An 18,849-nucleotide genomic window follows, 5' to 3' on the forward strand; every position below is an offset into this window, starting at 1 on the left:
AGACTCCACGAGCGCTCCAGAATAACTTTGACGTAGAGGGGGAATGTCCATTCCTTTTCTTGTAGTAATCAATATATTCATGCTCAAATTTGAAAAACAGAAACTTTGATAGGGCGCAAGTAAAAATTCGCACGAATAAGATTATTGCGATTATTAAGCTAACGACAATAATAACTACTAGCATATTTGATTTGACTGGATTGTTTGTCGAGTGGATGGTCCGTAACTGAGCTCATGGACCATTTTTTCCCTATCTACGAGCGCTCCTGTTCAATAACAACCTAAAAGTCACCGTTAGCATGCCTGACTAGTTCAGAGTGCAAGCGGAGCCTCGAAGGCATGGGCATGGTGCCTCGCGTTGATGTGCGCACAACCACCACTAGCATGTCTGGCAACGCACCAGCGACGCAAATCATCGTTTTTTGCCGCAAAAGGCGCAGCCGATCGTTTCCCGCCGGTCGGTGGTGAAGACACGTGAAGATTGTTATCGAATCCCGACACTATCTTTGATAGCACAATCTAAGCGGGTCGGGACACCAGCAGGTCTTCATCTCGGACCTCGAGTGGTTCGTCATGCCGCCCATTCTTCTGCGCCAGTTCCGCCTGTTCTACGCACAGAACAAGCCGGTCGGCGTGGTGCTCTGGGGACGCGTCAATGAAGAGGTCGAGGCGCGGCTTGCCGCCGGCACCTCCAAGCTCCGCCCGCAGGAATGGAACTGCGGCGACCGGCTTTGGGTGGTCGAGGTGATCTCCCCCTTCGGTGCGCCCGTGGAGATGATCCAGAACTTCAAGGCCAACGTCTTCCCCAACGAAGAGCTCCACTACGTGGCGGTCTCAGGCGAGGGAAAGTCGGAAGTGCAGGTGGTTCAATAGGTGAGTGTGATGAGCAATGATGAAATAAAGTCGTCACCGCAGAAGTCAAAATACACGATTACGGCAGATGAGGCCATTCGTTATGCGAAGGAAGCCCTGAAAAACGAAGAATTCGTTGCTCTGATTAGAGACCATATGGCTAACCCAACTCAGACTGATGAAGAATCCGAAATACAGCAGGCCCAGATAAGCAGAATTGCTCGAGAATATGCTTTGTCAAGAGGTATGCCCTATCCGTATCAAGCGGCCTACAAGATTGCACTAGGTTTTGCTGAATCAGTTTTAATAGGCCGAAGGAAGAGCTTGGATAGTGAAGAAGTGCGAGAACGGCTAAGTAATTCGTTTTTTATCGAGGAATAAATATAAGATGGATAACTCAAAGGTTATATTTCTCGATACGAGCGTTGAATGCAAAGAAGCTCCAGCGTTGCGAAACGCGGCTACGCTGGAAAGGCGCGGTCGAGGTCGGCCAGATCCTCTTCGCTTAGCTTCAGGCCAAGGGCGGCGGCATCTTCGCGGATATGCTCCAGCGTTCCGGATTCGGGGATGGAGATGGTCTCGCCGTTGCGCATGGTCCAGGCGATGGCGACCGCCGCAGGCGTCACTCCATGCCGGTCCGCAACTTCCGCCAGAACCGGATTGTCCAGGATATGGCCGCTTCCCGTTCCGAGCGGCGAATAGGCCATGATGGGCACGCCTTCGCGCACGCTCCACGGGATGAGGTCGGCTTCGATGCCGCGCGTGGTCAGGCTGTAATCCACCTGATTGGTGGCGCAACCGCCGCCGCCGTCGATGCCGAAAAGCTCCTCCATGTCCGCGACGCCGAAATTTGAGACGCCCCAGCGGCGGATCTTGCCTTCTTCCTTCAAAGACTCGAAGGCGTCCACCACGACATCGAGCTGGCGCACGCCGCCGCGCCAATGGAGCAGATAGAGGTCCAGGAAGTCGGTCTTCAGGCGCTTCAGGCTGCCGGCGCAGGCGCTGCGGATATCCTCAGCGCGCGTAGCATTGGTGGGCAGAACCTTCGAGACGAGGAAGACCTTCTCCCGCTGGCCCGCGATGACAGTCCCGACCATCTCTTCGGATGCGCCGGAGCCATACATCTCGGCGGTGTCGATCAAGGTCATGCCGAGAGACAAGCCAGTCTGCAGGGCTTCCTTTTCCTGCTCGATCGGGTGGCGTCCCTCGGCGAGCTGCCAAGATCCCATGCCGAGCGCCGGAGCGTTGCCGCCGCCGGGCAAGCTCACAATCTGCGGTGTCGGCTCCCCATGCGCCGCGCCGCCGCCGGACCCACCGTCCGCACTCATCGCCGCGAAAGGTCTTCTGGTGATGTCCATCATGATGTCTTCCTCGATTGCAGGGTTGTGGGCGCCGGCGCAGACAGGTTGCCACATATCCCCTCGCCTCGAACAGCGTACCAACCGCCGCGCATGCGATGATCGCACGCCGGAGAACGGCAAAGCGCGCCGAGACTGACATGACCTCAAGACTTATTGACTTGACCGGAGGAGGGACAGCCGAATAATCGGCACCGATGACGAAGCTTCGCGCCATATTGGTCGGTCTTATCGCGCTTTCGCTCGCCGCCTCGCCTGCTGCGGCGGCCCACACGATGAGCGCGATGATGGCCGGCATGTCGTCCGAAATGACGGCCCACGGCATGGACCACGGAACCACCCATGGGGCTCCCGGCATGTCGGCCGCTATGGAGCATCACATCTCTCACGACGATTGCTGTCATGGGAGCGCGACGCCCTGCGAGAAGCCAGTCAAGAGCGACTGCGACCAATCCGGCGCTTGTCTGGCGAAATGCTCGGTAATTCAGGCGGCCACCGTGAGCGCCACGGATATGCCCCGTCCGGCGCTTCTTCCCTTGCGGGAGGAGCTGGTGGCCGACAGCCTGCAATCCACCTCCGAAAACCCGCCCTTCCCGCCTCCTCGCCTCTAAATCCTTGAGAGAGCGCTTTCCGTACCCGCCTGGCTTAGGCCGCGGGCGATAGCGTGCACGTGTCCCTGCCTCACGCAGGGCCCCCAACAAGGATTTTTGGAGGCGCAGAATGAAGCGTCTGAACAGCTTGGCGCTGCTGGCTGCCGGCATCGCCGCCGGTCTTGGCGGCAGTTTGCTCTATTCCGGGTATTGGCCCGAACCGAAGCCCGCCACCGCGGCGGAGCAGCACGATCACGGTGAGGCTCCGCCCGAAGCGGCCGGTCACGACCATGCCGATCACGATGCCGCCGACGGCGAGCATTCCGGTCACGACCATACGGGCCACGGCTCCGATCACGATCAAGCCGAGAACGGCGAGAACGGCCGTGAGGTCCTCTATTACCGTGACCCTATGGGTTCGCCGGACACCTCCCCCGTGCCCAAGAAGGATTCCATGGGCATGGATTACATCCCCGTCTATGCCGATGAGGGCGACGAAAAACCGGATGACGCCGGGCATGATCATCAAGGCGAGGACGGTCAGGCCGGGATGGATCACGATGCCGAAGGCCACAAGGCCGACGAGCATTCCGGGATGGATCACGATTCCATGGACCATGGGTCCATGAGCGGCGAGTCCATGGACAGCGATGCCATGGACCACGACTCCATGGGCGGCGATGCCATGGATCACGAGGATTACAATCACGGCGAGGCGAGCGACGAGAAAGGAAAAGGCGAGGCGAGCAGCGACGCCGACGGCGAGCGGGAGATCCTTTATTACCGTAATCCCATGGGCCTGCCGGATACGTCCCCGGTGCCCAAGAAAGACTCCATGGGGATGGACTACATCCCCGTCTATGCCGACGAGGCCGAAGGCGGCGACACGGTCAAGGTCAGCCTCGACAAGATCCAGCGGAGCGGCGTGAAGACCGAGAAAGTCGGCCGCAAGGCCCTCTCCCGTGAGGTGCGCGGCGTCGGCACGGTCGAGCATGACGAGTCGACCATCTCCGTCGTCACCGTCCGTTCCGATGGCTATATCGAAGATCTGTTCGTCGACCGCATGGGGCAGCATGTCGAGGCCGGCGAACCGATGTTCCGGTTCTACAGCTCGCAGATCCAACTGGCGCAAGTCGACCTGCTGGTGTCGTTGCGCAGCAGAAGCCGCACGGGCTCCGACCGCGAGGTCGAAGGCGCTATCCAGAAGCTGCGCAATCTCGACGTGCCCCAGAGCCGCATCGAAGAGGTTATCGAGACGAAGAAGAACCCGAGAACCCTCGATTGGCCGGCGCCCGCAACCGGTCACGTGATGAGCAAGGATGTCCTGAAAGGGCAATTCGTCGAGGCGGGCGAGGAGTTGTTCCGCATCGCCAATACCGACCATGTCTGGGTCATTGCCGAGGTCGCCGAAGCCGATATCGGGGAGGTCGCCGTAGGCGCGCCGGCCACCGTGACCCTGCGCGCGTTCCCCAACAAGCCCCACGAAGGCAAGGTCACCTTCGTCTATCCGCACATGACGAACATGCAGACGCGGACCGTTCCCGTCCGCATCGAGTTGCCCAACCCGGACGGCGATATGCGGCCTGGCATGTATGCCGACGTGGTCTTTCATCGCGGTGCTGAGGCACCCGACGTCGTTGCCGTGCCGGACGATGCCGTGATCGACAGCGGCGCCCGCACGGTGGTGCTGATCGCCAAGGGCGGGGGCCGCTTCCAGCCCCGTGAAGTGAAATTGGGCCGCCGGGGTCAGAACTATGTCGAGATCCTGGAAGGCGTCTCGGAAGGCGAAGAGGTCGTGACCTCCGCCACCTTCCTCATCGACTCGGAGAGCAAGCTGAAGGCGGCGCTGCAGACCTTCGACCAGGACAAGCCCGTCGAGGGAATGGCCGGCGAGGGAATGGCTGATGAGGAAATGACCGAAGAGGGAATGACCCAATGATTGCCAGGATCATTCGCTGGTCGGCCCGCAACGTCTTTCTGGTCGGTCTCGGCACGATCTTCGTCACCTTCCTCGGCATCTACGCCGTCACCAAGGTGCCGCTGGACGCCATTCCGGATCTGTCCGACGTCCAGGTGATCGTGTTCACCGAATATCCGGGCCAGGCGCCGCAGGTGGTGGAGGATCAGGTCACCTATCCGCTCACCACGGCCATGCTCACCGTGCCCAAGGCCCGCGTGGTGCGCGGCTTCTCCTATTTCGGCGTCTCGTTCGTCTACGTGATCTTCGAGGAGGACACCGACATCTATTGGGCGCGCTCCCGCGTGCTGGAATATCTGAGCGCCGCCGCCCAGGACCTGCCTTCCGGCGTTACGCCGGAACTCGGCCCCGACGCGACCGGTGTCGGCTGGGTTTATCAATACATCGTCCAGGGGGAACAGCAGAGCCTCGCCGAGCTGCGCACCTTGCAGGACTGGTATGTCCGGTTCGGACTGGCCAAGGCGCAAGGCGTCGCCGAGGTGGCGAGCGTCGGCGGCTTCGTGAAGCAGTACAGCGTGGTCGTCGATCCAAGACGACTGCAGGCTCTGAACATCCCGCTGGAGAAGATCCGCGAGGTCATCCGCGAGAGCAATATCGATGTGGGCGGCCGCACGGTGGAGATGGCCGAGCACGAATACATGGTGCGCGGCCGCGGCTACATCAAAAACATGTCCGACCTCGAAGAGATCGTCGTGAAGAACGATTCCGGCGTGCCGGTCCTGCTCAAGGACGTGGCGCGCGTCGAGCTCGTGCCAGAGGAGCGCCGCGGTCTCACGGAGTTGAACGGCGAAGGCGAGGTCGTCTCCGGCATCGCCCTGCAGCGCTTCGGCGAGAACGCCCTGTCGGTCATCCAGAATGCCAAGGAGCGCTTGGCCGAAGTCGCGCCCAGCCTGCCCGAGGGCGTCACCCTGGAGACCGTGTACGACCGCTCCGACCTGATCTACCGCGCCATCGATAATCTGCGGAACACGCTCATCGAAGAGAGCATTATCGTCGCTCTGATCTGCGTCATCTTCCTGATGCATGCGCGCAGCGCGCTGGTGGCCATCATCACGCTGCCGCTCGGCGTGCTGATCGCCTATATCTGCATGTGGGGCTTGGGTCTGTCGTCGAACATCATGAGCCTCGGCGGCATCGCCATCGCCATCGGCGCCATGGTGGACGCCGCCATCGTCATGATCGAGAATGCGCTGAAGCATCTGGAGCGCGCGCCCGAAGGCAAGCCGCGCACTGAGGTGCTGATCGAGGCCGCGACGGAGGTCGGACCAGCGCTGTTCTTCAGCCTGCTCATCATCACCGTCTCCTTCCTGCCGATTTTCGCCCTCGAAGCCCAGGAAGGCCGGCTCTTCAAGCCGCTCGCCTACACCAAGACCTTCGCCATGGCGGCGGCCGCCCTCTTATCGGTGCTGGTGGTGCCTGCGCTCATGGTGATCTTCGTGCGCGGCAAGATTATTCCGGAGCGGAAGAACCCGGTGAACCGCTTCCTGATCTGGATCTACCGCCCGGTGATCGAATTCGCCTTGCGGTTCAAGGCCCTCGTGATCGTGGTGGCCATCGCCGTGCTCGCGGTCAGCCTATGGCCGGCCTCCAAGCTCGGCAGCGAGTTCATGCCCAATCTCAACGAAGGCACCCTGCTCTATATGCCCACCACCCTGCCCGGCATCTCGGTGACCGAGGCGGGCGAGCTGTTGCAGACCCAGAACAAGATCATCAAGACCTTCCCGGAGGTGGACTCCGTCTGGGGCAAGGCGGGGCGCGCCTCCACGGCGACCGACCCCGCGCCCATGGAGATGTTCGAGACGGTCATCAATCTCAAGCCGGAGAGCGAATGGCGCGACGGGATGACCCTCGACGGGCTCATCTCCGAGATGGATGACTCCCTGCAGTTCCCCGGCGTCTCCAACGCCTGGACCATGCCCATCAAGGCCCGCATCGACATGCTGTCCACGGGCATCCGCACACCGGTCGGCGTCAAGGTCTTCGGCACAGATCTCGGCGAGATGGAACGTCTTGCGCGGGAGATCGAAGCCGCTATCCGCACCGTGCCCGGCACCACGAGCGCCTATGCCGAGCGCGCCATCGGCGGCTACTACATCAACATCGACCCCGACCGCAGCCGGCTTGCCCGCTACGGTCTGATGGTCGGCGACGTGCAGGACGTGATCGCCACGGCGCTGGGTGCCCAGCCGGTGACCTCCACCGTGGAGGGCCGCGAACGCTACAACGTCGCGGTCCGCTATCCGCGAAACTACCGCAACGATCCCACGGCCATCGCGAACCAGGTGCTGATCCCAACACCGGCGGGCGGCACCGTGCCGCTGGGCGAAGTCGCCAAGGTGAGCTTGTCTCAGGGGCCGACCATGATCCGCACCGAGGATGCTCAGCTCGCGCTCTATATCTTCGTGGATTTCCGGGACCGCGACATCGGTAGCTTCGTGGCGGATGCGCAGAAAGCCGTGTCCGAGCAGGTCGATTTTCCCCTCGGCTATTACGTCTCTTGGAGCGGGCAATACGAATACATGCAGCGCGCCAAGCAGCGGCTTCAGATCGTCGTGCCGCTCACGCTCCTGATCATCTTCCTGCTGCTCTATCTGAACTTTCGACGGCTCACCGAGACCCTTATCGTCATGCTGTCGGTGCCCTTCGCCCTGGTCGGCGGTTTCTGGCTGATGTGGTGGCTCGGCTTCAACCTCTCCGTCGCCGTCGTTGTGGGCTTCATCGCGCTGGCCGGCGTCGCGGCGGAGACCGGCGTGGTGATGCTGATCTATCTCGACAGTGCCCTGAAGGAGCTGAAGGCGAAACGGGAGCAAGAGGGCGAGCCTTTCACGATGGGAGACCTCTACGCCGCCATCGAGACCGGCGCGGTCGATCGTGTCCGGCCGAAGATCATGACCGTGGCGGCCATCATGGCGGGACTCTTGCCCATCATGTGGAGCCACGGCACGGGCTCGGAGGTCATGCAGCGGATCGCCGTGCCGATGATCGGCGGCATGGTCTCCTCCACCGTGCTGACCCTCGTGGTGATCCCGGTGATCTACGCGTTGGTCAAGGGCATCGGCCTACCGCGAACGGAGCCTCCTCAGGAGTCCGGGAAGCCCAGCCAGGGCTCCAGCTCCTCGAAGGCTTCGTCCATGGCGTAGACGCTAAGGAAGGGCAGCGGGACGTGGCCGTAGGTCGGGGAGAGTTGATCCTCGGCCTCTATCTCCCCGAGCTTTGCGATCGCCGCGACGTAAAGAGCCGCGGCGAGGCCGGAGCGGTCGGCGCCGGAGTGGCAATGGATGAGGAGCGGCTTCTCGGCCTTCTCCATCATGGAGATCAGCTCCGCCGCCTGCTCCTGGGACAGCCCACGCTTGGAAGACATCCTGAAATTCAGATGGGTGATGCCGAGCCGTTCGGACGCTGCGACCTCCGCATCGTACCAACGCCTGCCGACATTCTTGCCGCGCAGATTGATGATGGTCTTGATGCCATGGGCTTTCTGATACCGGGCGATATCCGCAGCACTCGGCTGGCCCGACCGGTAGAACTCGCCATCGATCACGCTGCGGAAATTGCCCGACAGTTCGAGCATCCCGAGATAGGCCCCGAGAAGGCCGATCATGACGAGGACTGCGATGCTCATCCTCCTCACCCGCAGGCGAAAAACCGACGTCGATCCTTTCAAATCTCCCATACGCTGATACCCCCGAAACTTTAGCGCTCTGATGTCTATGAACTCTGTGCGGGCGGGTCGGCCGGCCGCATCTGGCCAAACCCGTCGACAGGTTCGGTCCAATAGGTCAAATGCGGGACGGCCCCCTTCGCCGCGATATCGTCCAGGAGATCGGCGGCGACCTTTCGGTCCAGGACAGCCACGATCATGCTGCGCTTTACGCGACCGCGAACCCGTTCGCTGACCGTGGCATCGCCGAAACCGAAGCCATGGCCCTCGACCGTCCAGGTCGTGAAACCTGCGAGCGGCGGATCGAGGCTCAGCATCAATTCGGTGATGTGAGTGGCGCTGTCTGGCGGGCAGACGAATGTGAGCTTGCAAAGGGATTGGTCCATACGAGCGTTCCCTCGGATGTTTGTGATGAGGCTTTCGCGACGCCGAAGCGCCGGAACAGGATGGGCAGAAGGATGAGCGTGAGCGCGGTCGAGGTGACGAGCCCGCCGATCACCACGATCGCCAGGGGCTTCTGGATCTCGGAACCCGGACCGGTGGCAAACAGGAGCGGCACGAGGCCGAACGCGGCGATGCTGGCCGTCATCATCACGGGCCGCAGCCGGCGCACCGCCCCTTCGAACACGACGTCACGGATCGCGAGCCCGTCCGCGAGCAGCTCGTTGAAGTGGCTCACGAGCACCAGACCGTTGAGCACGGCGATGCCGAGGAGCGCGATGAAGCCGACCGAAGCGGGGACGGACAGGTATTCGCCGAGCATCCACAAGGCGAGCATGCCGCCCACCATTGCGAAGGGCACGTTGGCGAGGATCAGCAGCGATTGCCGGATCGAGCGCAAGGTCGCGAACAGAACCCCGAAGATGAGAAGCAGCGCGATTGGAATCACGATGGACAGGCGAGCGGCGGCTCGGCGCTGGTTCTCGAATTGGCCGCCCCAGACGAGCCGGTAGCCTTCAGGGAGCGGAACCTGCTCTGCGACGGCCTTCTGGGCCTCCTCGACGAAGCCGACCAGGTCGCGCCCCGTGACATAGGCTTGCACGACGGCGAAGCGCGACGCGTTCTCGCGGTTGATCTTGATCGGACCCGCGACACGCTCCAGGGAGGCAACATCGCCGACCCGCACCAGACCGCCGTCGCCGGCCGCGAACTGTGTCATGGCGAAGATGTTCGGGTCCTCCCGGACCGAGGGCATGCCGCGAATAACGATGTCCGTACGCCGGCCCGGCTCCGCGACGATTCCCGCCCTGGCGCCTTCGACGATGGAGCGCAGCTCATCCTGCAGGCGGGTGACGGAGAGGCCCGTACGTCCTGCCGTCAGCCGGTCCACGTCGATCTGCATGTAGTCGACGGTGTCATTGGCAACCGTGGACACCTCGGCGGCGCCGGGTACCTTGCGCAGGGTCGTCTGAATGTTTGCCGACAGCTCGGATAGGGTCTCCAGGTCGGGGCCGAAGATCTTGATGGCCAAATCACCCCGCGATCCGGTCAGCATCTCCGCGGTCCGCATCTCGATAGGCTGGGTGAAGGCGAACTCATAGCCGGGCAGGTCGGCCATGGCGGTGCGAAGCTGTTCGATCAGCCACGTCTTGTCGGGCACGCGCCATTCGTCCTTGGGCTTCAGGACCAGGAACATGTCCGTCTCGTTGAGCCCCATGGGATCGAGGCCCAGCTCGTCGGAGCCCACACGGGCAACGATGCGCTCGACCTCGGGCACCTTATCCTTCAAGGCCCGCTCGATAAGCAGATCGCCGTCGATGCTCGCGTCCAGATTGATCGAAGGATACTTGGTGACCTGCATGATCACCGAGCCCTCATCCATGGTCGGCATGAAGGTCTTGCCGATGGCGCCATAAGCGATGACGAGCAGCACGAGGCCGGCCGCGGCGAACAGATAGACCGGCAGCGGAAAGCGCAGGCAGCCCTTCAGCAGGACGCGGTAGCCGCGCGTCATCATGCGCATCAGCCACGGATCGGAGTGCGCGCCCGATTTGAGGACGAATGACGACAGCACCGGGATTAGCGTCAGGGAGAGGACCAGCGAACCGGCGAGCGCCATGATCATGGTCAGCGCCACGGGCCCGAACAGCTTGCCCTCCAGCCCCGTGAGCGAAAGGAGCGGCAGAAAGACCAGGCAGATGATGACGATGCCGGCGCTCACAGGCGTGGCGACCTCACTCGCGGCCCGATAGACCTCGTGGAGCTTCGGCACCTGCGCGCCCGGCTTGGCGTGCTGAAGGCGCTCGACGGTATTCTCCACCACGACCACCGCGGCATCGACGATGAGGCCGATGGCGATTGCCAAGCCGCCAAGGCTCATGAGATTGGCGGTCATGCCGAACCACCGCATCATGAGGAAGGTCACCAGCGCCGCGAAGGGCAGCGTGACGGCGACCACGAAAGCGGCCCGGAGATTGCCGAGGAATAGCACAAGAAGAATGACGACCAGGATGGTCGCTTCCATGAGCGCCTTGCCCACGGTGCCGACCGCGCTGGAGATCAGGTCGGAGCGGTCGTAGAACATCTCGATCCGAACGCCCGGCGGGAAGCTCGGCTTAAGGTCTTCGAGCATCGACCGGACGGAATCGACGATTGCGCTGGCATCGGCACCGCGTAAGGACAGCACCAGCCCCTGTACGGCTTCGCCCTTGCCGTCCTCGGTTACGGCGCCGTAGCGCGTCAGGTTGCCGATCTTGACCGATGCGACATCGCTGAGACGAAGCACGCGGTCACCATCCATCTTCAGGACGATCTGCTCCAAATCGCTGGGCGTGGTGATGGCGCCCTCGGACCGCACGACGAGAGCCTTCTCGCCTTCGCTGAGCCGGCCAGCGCCGTCATTGCGGTTGCTTGCCTCGATGGCAGTCGCCAGATCGGAGACGCCAAGCCCGGCGGTGGCGAGGGCCGCGCTATTGGGGGTGACCTCGAAGGTGCGGACCATGCCACCTAGCGCATTCACATCCGCCACGCCCGGAATGGTCCGAAGCGCGGGCCGGATGGTCCAGTCCAGGAGGCTCCGGCGCTCTTCCAAAGAGAGGTCGCCGCCTTCGATGGTGAACATGAAGACGTCTGAGAGCGGCGTGGATACGGGCGCGAGACCGCCGGTAACGCTCGCCGGCAGATCGCCGCGCACGCCGGCCAGCCGTTCCGCCACCTGCTGGCGGGCCCAATAGATGTCCGTGCCTTCCTCGAAATCGAGGGTGATGTCGGCTACGCCATATTTCGCTGCCGACCGCAGGATGGTCTGTCCGGGAATGCCGAGCAGCTCCATCTCGATGGGAGTGATGACGCGGGTCTCGACCTCCTCCGGCGTCATGCCGGGCGCTTTCAGGATCATCTTCACCTGAACGGGTGAGATATCCGGGAACGCATCGATGGGAATGGTGCGGAAGGCATAGATACCCGCAGTCGCGACGAGCGCGTAGACCAACAGCATGAAGACCCGCTGGGTCAGAGAGAATTCGATCAGGCGGCTCAACATCGCTTAGTCCCCCTGCAGCATCTGCTCAAGCTGCGGGAGGCCGCTGGCCGCGACTTCCGCATCCGGCGGCAGGTCGCCAACGATGGTGGCAACTTCAGGCGACCTGCCGCGGAGCTCCACCGTCTGGATGGTGAAGCCGTCGTCGCAACGCACGAACACAGCGCTCTTCCCGGCGATCTGAGCCACGGCCTTGGCCGGCACCGATACGGCCCCTGTCACGGCAGGCCGCTGGAGCTGGATCGACACAAGCTGGCCGGTCACCAGACCACTGTTGGTAGGAATTTCGGCGTAGAGGAGCGCCGATCGCGTCATGCCCTGAAGGGCAGAGCCGACCGATACGACGCGGCCTTCGGGGCCGCCGATCACCTGGATCGCCATGCCCGGCTCGATCTGCGAGACGAGGCTTGCGGGAATTTGGGCCTCGACCCAGAGCCGGTCGCTCGTGTCCACGGTCACGACCGGGTCCATGGTGTCGATCATTTCGCCCGGCATGGCGTTGACCTCGGCGACCGTGCCGTCCTTCGCCACGGAGATCGAATACTCGCCGTCCCGTCCCAAGATGAGTCCATTCAAGGAGAGTGTCTTCTCATGCTGCTCGATGACCGCTTGGATCTTCGCCACCTGGGCCTCGGCCTCCATGGCGAGGAGCGGGCTTTGGAGGTTTTTGTCGGCCAGCAGACGCTTCCGCTTGGCGATGGCCTCGGCCATCTGAAGTTCGGCCTGGGACTGGGAAAGTTGGGCTTGGACGTCCAGCAGCTCGCGGCTGGAGATGGTCGCCACGGGCGTCCGGCCATCGACCTTCTCGCCGGGCAGAACGTGGACCTGGGTCACGGTGCCGGCAAAAGGCGCCGTTGCCACGAGGCGGGAGTTCAAAGGCGGGATCACGGTGGCGGGGAGCACCGCGATCGCCTCGACCTCCGCCGGGCGCACGGCCTCCACCTTGATGTCGAGGCTTTGCATCTGCGCTACCGTCAGGGCCACGGTCTTCGTCTCGGCCGAAGCCGGGGCGGTGCTGACCGCGGCCGCGGCCAAAATCAGAACCCTCGTCAAAGACAACAGGCGCATGGCGTGCTCCGTTCTCACTTTCAAATTTCTTGTGTGAGGAGCTCTTGGAACACGGAGCTGAAACCAACCTGAACGGCGGTCCGGCCATGACGACAGGGCTCTTCAGGTTCATTTCAGCTAACGCGTGCTAGACGAGCTAACGAATTGAAGCTCGAGGACGCCCGAAATGCGCATCCTGCTTGTCGAGGATGATGAGGATATCGCCCAGCGGCTGATTGACGGCCTGACCCAGGCCGGCTTCACGGTGGAGCATGCCGCCAACGGACCGGACGGCTACACCATGGGCCTGGACGGCACCTATGCGGCCGCGGTCCTGGATCTCGGCCTGCCGCAGATGGAAGGGATCGATGTGCTGAAAGGTTGGCGCTCCGCCGACAGCAAGCTGCCGGTCCTGATCCTCACCGCACGCGGCACATGGGCGGAGAAGATCGTCGGCCTGAATGCCGGCGCCGACGACTATGTGACGAAGCCATTTCACGTACCGGAGGTCGCCGCACGCCTGAAGGCGCTGATCCGGCGCTCTTCGGGCTTGGCGAGCGCGATCCTGACCCATGGCGGGATCGAGCTCGATACCGGCTCCAACCGCGTCATGGTGGACGGAAAGCCCGTGGAGCTCACGGCCAGCGAATTGAAGATCCTGACCCATTTCCTGCATCGTATCGGCCGGATCGTTTCCCAGGCGGAATTGACCGACCAGATCTACACCCTGGACGAAAGCCGGGAGTCGAACACCATCGAAGTCTATATCAGCCGGCTCCGGCGAAAGCTGGGGGCGGACCGCATCAAGACGATCCGCGGCCTCGGCTACCGGATGGACTAGAATGCTGAAGCGCAGCCTCAAGGGACGATTGATCGCCGCGGCCACGCTGTGGATCGCCATCGGCATGATCGGCGCCGGCGTGACCTTGTCGGCTGTCTTCAAGCGGCATGTCGCAGAGCAATTCCATGACGAGCTGTACGTCCATCTCGCCGAGCTGCAGCGGCTTTCGGAATTCAGCCCAGACGGCACCCTCCATCTCCAGCGGCCTCTCAGCGACCCGCGCTACGACGTCCCTCTTTCCGGCTTCTATTGGGAGATCCAGAAGGAGGACGACGTGCTGGCCCGGTCGGAATCCCTGGAAGGCCCGCCGCTTCAGTTGCCGGACGACACGCGCCAGGATGTCGGGGTGCACACCCATATGATCGAGGGGCCGACGGGGCCCCTGATCGTGGCGGAAAAGACGGTCTGGAAAAATCCGGGCGCCGCCCCCGACCGCTTCATCATCGGCACGGACGAGAGCCAGCTCGATGCGGTGGTCGCGAGCTTCAACCTGACGCTGGCCGTTGCGCTTGCCATCTTCGGCCTGTCCCTGGTCGCCGCCGCCACGCTTCTGATCCTCTATGCCCTAAAGCCCTTGGGTCAGTTGCGAACGGCCCTGTTCGATGTGCGCCACGGCAAGGCGAAGCAGATGAGCGGCCAGTTTCCGGCCGAGGTTGTGCCGCTGGTCGACGATCTCAACACGCTGCTCGCCTCGACGTCCGATCTCATTCAACGGGCCCGGACCCAGGCGGGCAACATGGCCCACGGTCTGAAGACGCCGCTCGCGGTCATCACCGACGAGGCCTATCGCCTGGAGGACCAGGGCCAAACCCAGGCGTCTTCCACGATCCTCGAAGAGAGCCGGAAGATGCAGGCCCATATCGATTATCAGATCGCCCGGGCGCGCGCCGTGGCCATGCGCTCCACCCCCGGCGTCGTGGCCGAAGCGCGGAAGGCAGCCCTGGAGGTCGCCTCGGCCTTGGGCCGGCTTTACGCCGCCAACGAAACCCAGATCGATGTGGATGTGCCGGAAGGAGCGCTCGTGGCCTGCGATCCGGCCGATCTCAACGAGATGCTGGCGAACCTGGTCGACAATGCCTGCAAGCATGCGAAATCGACGGTCAAGATCGCCTGGACCGATGGAGCGGTCGCGGCGCTGACGGTCGACGATGACGGTCCCGGTCTTCCGCCGGAGGCCCGGGAAGTCGTGTTCAATATCGGCGAGCGCTGGGATTCCCGCATGCCGGGATCCGGGCTGGGTCTCGGAATCGTGCGCGATCTGGCCCGTCTCTACGGCGGCGACGTCAGACTGGAGGACTCCAGTCTCGGCGGCTTGCGCGTCGAGCTCCTCCTGCCGTCAAAAAGCGAAGCCGAGGCCTGAACCCGGTCGGCTGCCGCCGGTCAGATGCCGATCGCCTCGTAGAACCCCTTGATGCGAGTCAGCGCCAGGACATAGCCGGCCGTGCGGAGATCGCTGATATCGGGATTTTCCTCACGAAGCTCCGACATTTTGGCGAATGTGGAGCGCATCTTCTCTTCCAGACCTGAGCGCACCAGATCGAGCTCGGTGCCGCCGGTGGCAAAGCTCGCCTTCTGCTCGTCGGTGAAGCGCTTGCCGAGCGCCTCTTCCAGCCCTTCGACGAGGCGGGCCTGCTCGTGCTCACGCTGGCGCCGCTGCATCAGCCCGAACGCCATATGGGTGATGTTCTTCACCCACTCGAAATAGCTCACCGTCACGCCGCCGGCATTGGCATAGAGATCGGGGATGATGACGATGCCGCGATCGTTGAGGATTCGGTCGGCCTCGAAGGTCACCGGGCCGTTGGCGGCCTCAACGATCAGCTTCGCCTGGATCCGTTCGGCATTGCCTGTGTGAATGACGCTTTCGAGGGCGGCGGGAATAAGAATATCGCACGGGTCTTCCAGGGCCTTGGCGCCATCTTCGGAATAGCTCCCGCCCGAATAGCCCTTCACCGCGCCACCGGCATCGAAATGCGCCTTCAGCGCCTCGATATCCAACCCGTCATCGTTCTTGATCACACCGTCGCGTTCGATCACCGCAACGATCTTGCAGCGGTCCTCGGTGAGGCACTTGGCGGCGTGATAACCCACATTGCCGAAGCCCTGGATGATGACCCGGCAGTCCTTGAGGGCTCTCGGCAGCTCGGTCCGGTTCAACTCGCATTCGGTGTTGAAGAACTCCCGTATCGCGTAATGCACGCCCCGCCCGGTCGCCTCGGTACGGCCGTCGATGCCGCCCGCCGCCACGGGCTTGCCGGTGACGCAGGCCACGGCATTGATTTCCTGCGGGTTCATGCGGAGATATTCGTTGGCCATCCAGACCATGGTCTGCTCGGACGTGCCCATGTCGGGCGCGGGCACGTTGAGAGCCGGGCTGATGAAGTTCTGCCGGGCGAGTTCCTGGGTGAAACGGCGGGTGATGCGTTCCAGCTCCGCCTCGCTCCACTCGGAGACATCGATCTTCAGCGCGCCTTTGGACCCGCCGAAAGGCAGCTCCATCAACGCGCATTTGTAGCTCATGAGTGCGGCCAGCGCCTCGACCTCCTCCTGGTCCACATTGGGCGCATAGCGGATGCCGCCCTTGGCCGGAACCGGGTGGTTGGTATGCACCGACCGCCAGCCCTCGAAGGTGAACATTTGCCCGCGCAGGCGGACGCCGAAGCGGGTGATGTAGGTCTCGTTGCAGACCTGAATCTTTTGCGACAGCCCCTCCTGCATGGGCACCAACTCGGCGGCGCGGAGGAACATAGCGTCGACATCGGAGAGGAAGCCGCGATGGGTCGGCTTCGCTGAAGCAGTCGGTTTCGTGTTCATGGTGTGAGACTATCCCCCTTCGCCAGCGTTCCCAAACTCCTCGGCAGTCCGGTGGGTAGACCGAGTTGGTGGCATTTTTGTTCCGACCACGAATCGTTGGATCAGCTTTCGCCATATGCCGGCGTCCTGCCGAATCGAATCGTGATCGCTCTACCGTTTGGCCGATTCCCGAACCGACGGCGCCGCCATGCGGGCCAGGGTGAGCCAGAAGATTGCGAACAAGATCGCGGAGAAGCCCGCCGACAGTGCGGCTTTCTCCAGGCCGGGCGCCTTTAGGTTGAAATAGGCCAGCTGGAAGACGTTGAGCGCGACGATACCCCAGAGCATCCAGTCGGTCCGCAGCCTGGTCAGGACATAGCTTCCGAACGGCGCCATGATCAGCACGACCGGATAGGCACAGAGCCATGTCTGCACCTGGTGCTCGGTGAGGCCGGCATCGAAGACTGCGCGGTAGAAGGAACCCGCCACGCTGACCGCGGCCATGAGCATGATGCTCTGATGGGTGGCGACCTTCTCGTCCATGCGGAAGCGGGTCACCAGCAGGGTGTAGAGGACGATGTCCGCGCCGGTGCCGAACAGGCTGGCGCAGATGCCACCTAGGAAGAGCACAGCCGCAAGCGAGATCCGATCGGCGTGGCTGCGCACCTGAAGCGTCATGCGCTCGCCGCGGTGACGGCTCCACACGTAAGCCAGAGCGAAGGTCGTGATCAGGCTCAAGAACAGCGCCTGGATGACGAAGGTCGGAATCCCCTGTAGCAGCACCATACCGAAGACGAAGCCGACAAGGCAGACGGGGGCGAACCAAAGCACCGGTGCGTAGGCGGCGAGATCGGCGCCTTTGCGCGAAAGAATCCAGACGCTTGCCGAGGTCATGCCGACGCTCTGGATCATCAGGCTGAAATCCCGCGCCGTGGCGCGGTCGATGTCGAGAAAGACGCTCAGCACGGGAAAGGCGACGGCACCGCCCCCTTCCGACGTGAGGCCGGCGACGAAGGCCCCCAACACCATGATGGCGGGGTAGAACCAGTTATCGATCAGGAAGGAGAGGCTGGTCAGGCTTGCGAATAGCACGAGCCACAGCAGCAGCATGGCTGCGAACCAGGTGCGGAAAATCCAGCTTTGGAAGAACATCGACCGCGCGGCTCTGCCCGGCGGTGGCAAGGGTCAGGCAGGTTTCGCGAGATTCGCCGGGACGCGGATGATGCAGCGAAGTCCGGCGTCGTTCCAGTCAAATTCCGCCGTTCCGCTCAACTGGCCCGTGACGCTGCGGTCTATGATCTTGGTCCCCATGCCGCTCTCATGCCCGGGATCGGGGCGCGGACCGCCGACTTCGATCCACTCGATGACGAAGTCGTCGGCTTGCCAGCTCCAGGTCACCGTGACCTGGCCCTCGGGACTCGACAGGGCGCCGTGCTTGGTCGCGTTCGTAGCCAGCTCATGCAACACCATTGAGGTCGGCTGAACAGCGTGGGCCACGATCCGCACATCTGGGCCCTCGTATGACAACCTGCCGCCGGCGGCCTCTGCCTCCACGTCCAAGAGCCCCGATAGCCTCGCGCTGTTGCCACCCTCCCCGAGAAGAAGGTCATGAGCGCTGGCGAGGGCACCGATCCGCCCGTAGATCTTGTCCTTGAACGCCTCCACCGTGTCCGCATCGGTAAGTTGGACCATGCTTCTGATCAGGGTCAGCATGTTCTTGCTGCGATGCTCGAACTCCGCGGAAATCAGCGCCAGCTTTTCTTCCTCGCGACGCTGCTCGCTGATGTCCTCGAAAAGTATCGCGACCTGACGTAGCTCCGGCTCGTAGACGCGGAAGGCGTACACATCGTACCAACGGCCGAGCGTCTCCGCATGCTCGCGAAAGCGTACCGGCTCCCCCGTCAGCGCGACTTGTCCGTAGATCCGATACCAGTGGTCTTCATGGTCCGTGCGAAGGGATCGCATAGTCCGGCCGACAGCACTGACGAGCCCGGTCTGCTCCTCGAAGGCGTCATTCACCTTTAGAAAGCGGTAGTCCTCAGGTCTCTGATCCTCGTCGAACAGCACCTCGACGATGCAGAAGCCGCGATCGATCGAATCGAAGAGCATGCGCCCGTCGTCCGTCTGGAAGGCGCTTTCTACGTTGTCTTTGGAGGATGGCTGGGTATCGATCAATTGCGGCGCCAGGGGTCGTGACGGGATCGGCTACACCCGAATTACTGAGCATTACAGGTCGGTCCACTCGTGCAAG

General features: G+C 62.7%; 14 protein-coding genes and 1 pseudogene. 7 read left to right on the plus strand and 8 right to left on the minus strand.

What is annotated here, in order from left to right; translation table 11 throughout:
- Positions 1-543 precede the first annotated feature (543 nt).
- Positions 544-873 (plus strand): annotated as a pseudogene (locus ACFQ2F_RS12910) (toxin-activating lysine-acyltransferase); the annotation flags it as partial.
- 9 nt (positions 874-882) lie between these two features.
- A complete protein-coding gene (locus ACFQ2F_RS12915; protein WP_379090497.1) occupies positions 883-1,233 on the plus strand; it encodes a hypothetical protein in 351 nt (116 codons plus the stop codon).
- 80 nt (positions 1,234-1,313) lie between these two features.
- On the opposite strand, the gene ACFQ2F_RS12920 is transcribed toward ACFQ2F_RS12915, so the two are convergent.
- Positions 1,314-2,180, minus strand: coding sequence for an aldo/keto reductase (locus tag ACFQ2F_RS12920; RefSeq protein ID WP_379090720.1), 867 nt, complete (start codon positions 2,178-2,180; stop codon positions 1,314-1,316).
- Between the two features lie 227 nt (positions 2,181-2,407).
- Between ACFQ2F_RS12920 and ACFQ2F_RS12925 the strand changes: the two genes are divergently transcribed.
- The 3 genes from ACFQ2F_RS12925 (at position 2,408) to ACFQ2F_RS12935 (ending at position 7,918) form a co-directional block, all read left to right on the plus strand.
- Entirely contained in the window at positions 2,408-2,821 is a 414-nt protein-coding gene (locus tag ACFQ2F_RS12925; RefSeq protein ID WP_379090499.1) for a hypothetical protein, read from the plus strand.
- Between the two features lie 109 nt (positions 2,822-2,930).
- Positions 2,931-4,739 (plus strand): efflux RND transporter periplasmic adaptor subunit, encoded by a 1,809-nt coding sequence (locus tag ACFQ2F_RS12930; protein ID WP_379090501.1) that lies wholly within the window; start codon positions 2,931-2,933, stop codon positions 4,737-4,739.
- The gene (locus tag ACFQ2F_RS12935) at positions 4,736-7,918 is read left to right on the plus strand and encodes an efflux RND transporter permease subunit (protein ID WP_379090503.1); all 3,183 of its coding nucleotides are present in this window, start codon (positions 4,736-4,738) and stop codon (positions 7,916-7,918) included. The genes ACFQ2F_RS12930 and ACFQ2F_RS12935 overlap by 4 nt, the downstream gene beginning before the upstream one ends.
- Here the strand turns inward: ACFQ2F_RS12935 and ACFQ2F_RS12940 are convergent.
- From ACFQ2F_RS12940 to ACFQ2F_RS12955, 4 genes are all read right to left on the minus strand, one after another.
- The gene (locus ACFQ2F_RS12940; protein WP_379090505.1) at positions 7,858-8,400 is read right to left on the minus strand and encodes a tyrosine-protein phosphatase; all 543 of its coding nucleotides are present in this window, start codon (positions 8,398-8,400) and stop codon (positions 7,858-7,860) included. The genes ACFQ2F_RS12935 and ACFQ2F_RS12940 overlap by 61 nt on opposite strands.
- A gap of 86 nt (positions 8,401-8,486) precedes the next feature.
- Positions 8,487-8,825 carry a DUF3240 family protein gene (locus tag ACFQ2F_RS12945; protein ID WP_379090507.1) on the minus strand — a complete coding sequence of 113 codons (339 nt, stop codon included), beginning with the start codon at positions 8,823-8,825 and terminating at the stop codon, positions 8,487-8,489.
- A complete protein-coding gene (locus ACFQ2F_RS12950) occupies positions 8,756-11,920 on the minus strand; it encodes an efflux RND transporter permease subunit (RefSeq protein WP_379090509.1) in 3,165 nt (1,054 codons plus the stop codon). Before ACFQ2F_RS12950 ends, ACFQ2F_RS12945 begins: the two co-directional genes overlap by 70 nt.
- Positions 11,921-11,923: 3 nt before the next feature.
- Entirely contained in the window at positions 11,924-13,003 is a 1,080-nt protein-coding gene (locus ACFQ2F_RS12955; protein WP_379090511.1) for an efflux RND transporter periplasmic adaptor subunit, read from the minus strand.
- 148 nt (positions 13,004-13,151) lie between these two features.
- Here ACFQ2F_RS12955 and ACFQ2F_RS12960 point away from each other — a divergent pair, with 148 nt between their 5' ends.
- Together ACFQ2F_RS12960 and ACFQ2F_RS12965 are read left to right on the plus strand one after the other, a co-directional pair.
- A complete protein-coding gene (locus ACFQ2F_RS12960; protein ID WP_379090513.1) occupies positions 13,152-13,805 on the plus strand; it encodes a response regulator transcription factor in 654 nt (217 codons plus the stop codon).
- Between the two features lies 1 nt (position 13,806).
- Positions 13,807-15,165 carry a sensor histidine kinase gene (locus ACFQ2F_RS12965; protein WP_379090515.1) on the plus strand — a complete coding sequence of 453 codons (1,359 nt, stop codon included), beginning with the start codon at positions 13,807-13,809 and terminating at the stop codon, positions 15,163-15,165.
- A 20-nt stretch (positions 15,166-15,185) separates the two neighbouring features.
- On the opposite strand, the gene ACFQ2F_RS12970 is transcribed toward ACFQ2F_RS12965, so the two are convergent.
- The 3 genes from ACFQ2F_RS12970 to ACFQ2F_RS12980 form a co-directional block, all read right to left on the minus strand.
- Positions 15,186-16,619 (minus strand): Glu/Leu/Phe/Val family dehydrogenase, encoded by a 1,434-nt coding sequence (locus ACFQ2F_RS12970; RefSeq protein WP_379090517.1) that lies wholly within the window; start codon positions 16,617-16,619, stop codon positions 15,186-15,188.
- Between the two features lie 150 nt (positions 16,620-16,769).
- Entirely contained in the window at positions 16,770-17,750 is a 981-nt protein-coding gene (locus tag ACFQ2F_RS12975; protein WP_379090519.1) for a sulfite exporter TauE/SafE family protein, read from the minus strand.
- Positions 17,751-17,783: 33 nt separating this feature from the next.
- On the minus strand, positions 17,784-18,773 hold the full coding sequence (locus tag ACFQ2F_RS12980; protein ID WP_379090521.1) for an HWE histidine kinase domain-containing protein: 990 nt from the start codon (positions 18,771-18,773) through the stop codon (positions 17,784-17,786).
- Positions 18,774-18,849 lie beyond the last annotated feature (76 nt).

Origin of the sequence: Methyloligella solikamskensis, from assembly GCF_042676065.1 — a bacterium.
Taxonomy (GTDB): Bacteria; Pseudomonadota; Alphaproteobacteria; order Rhizobiales; family Methyloligellaceae; genus Methyloligella; species Methyloligella solikamskensis.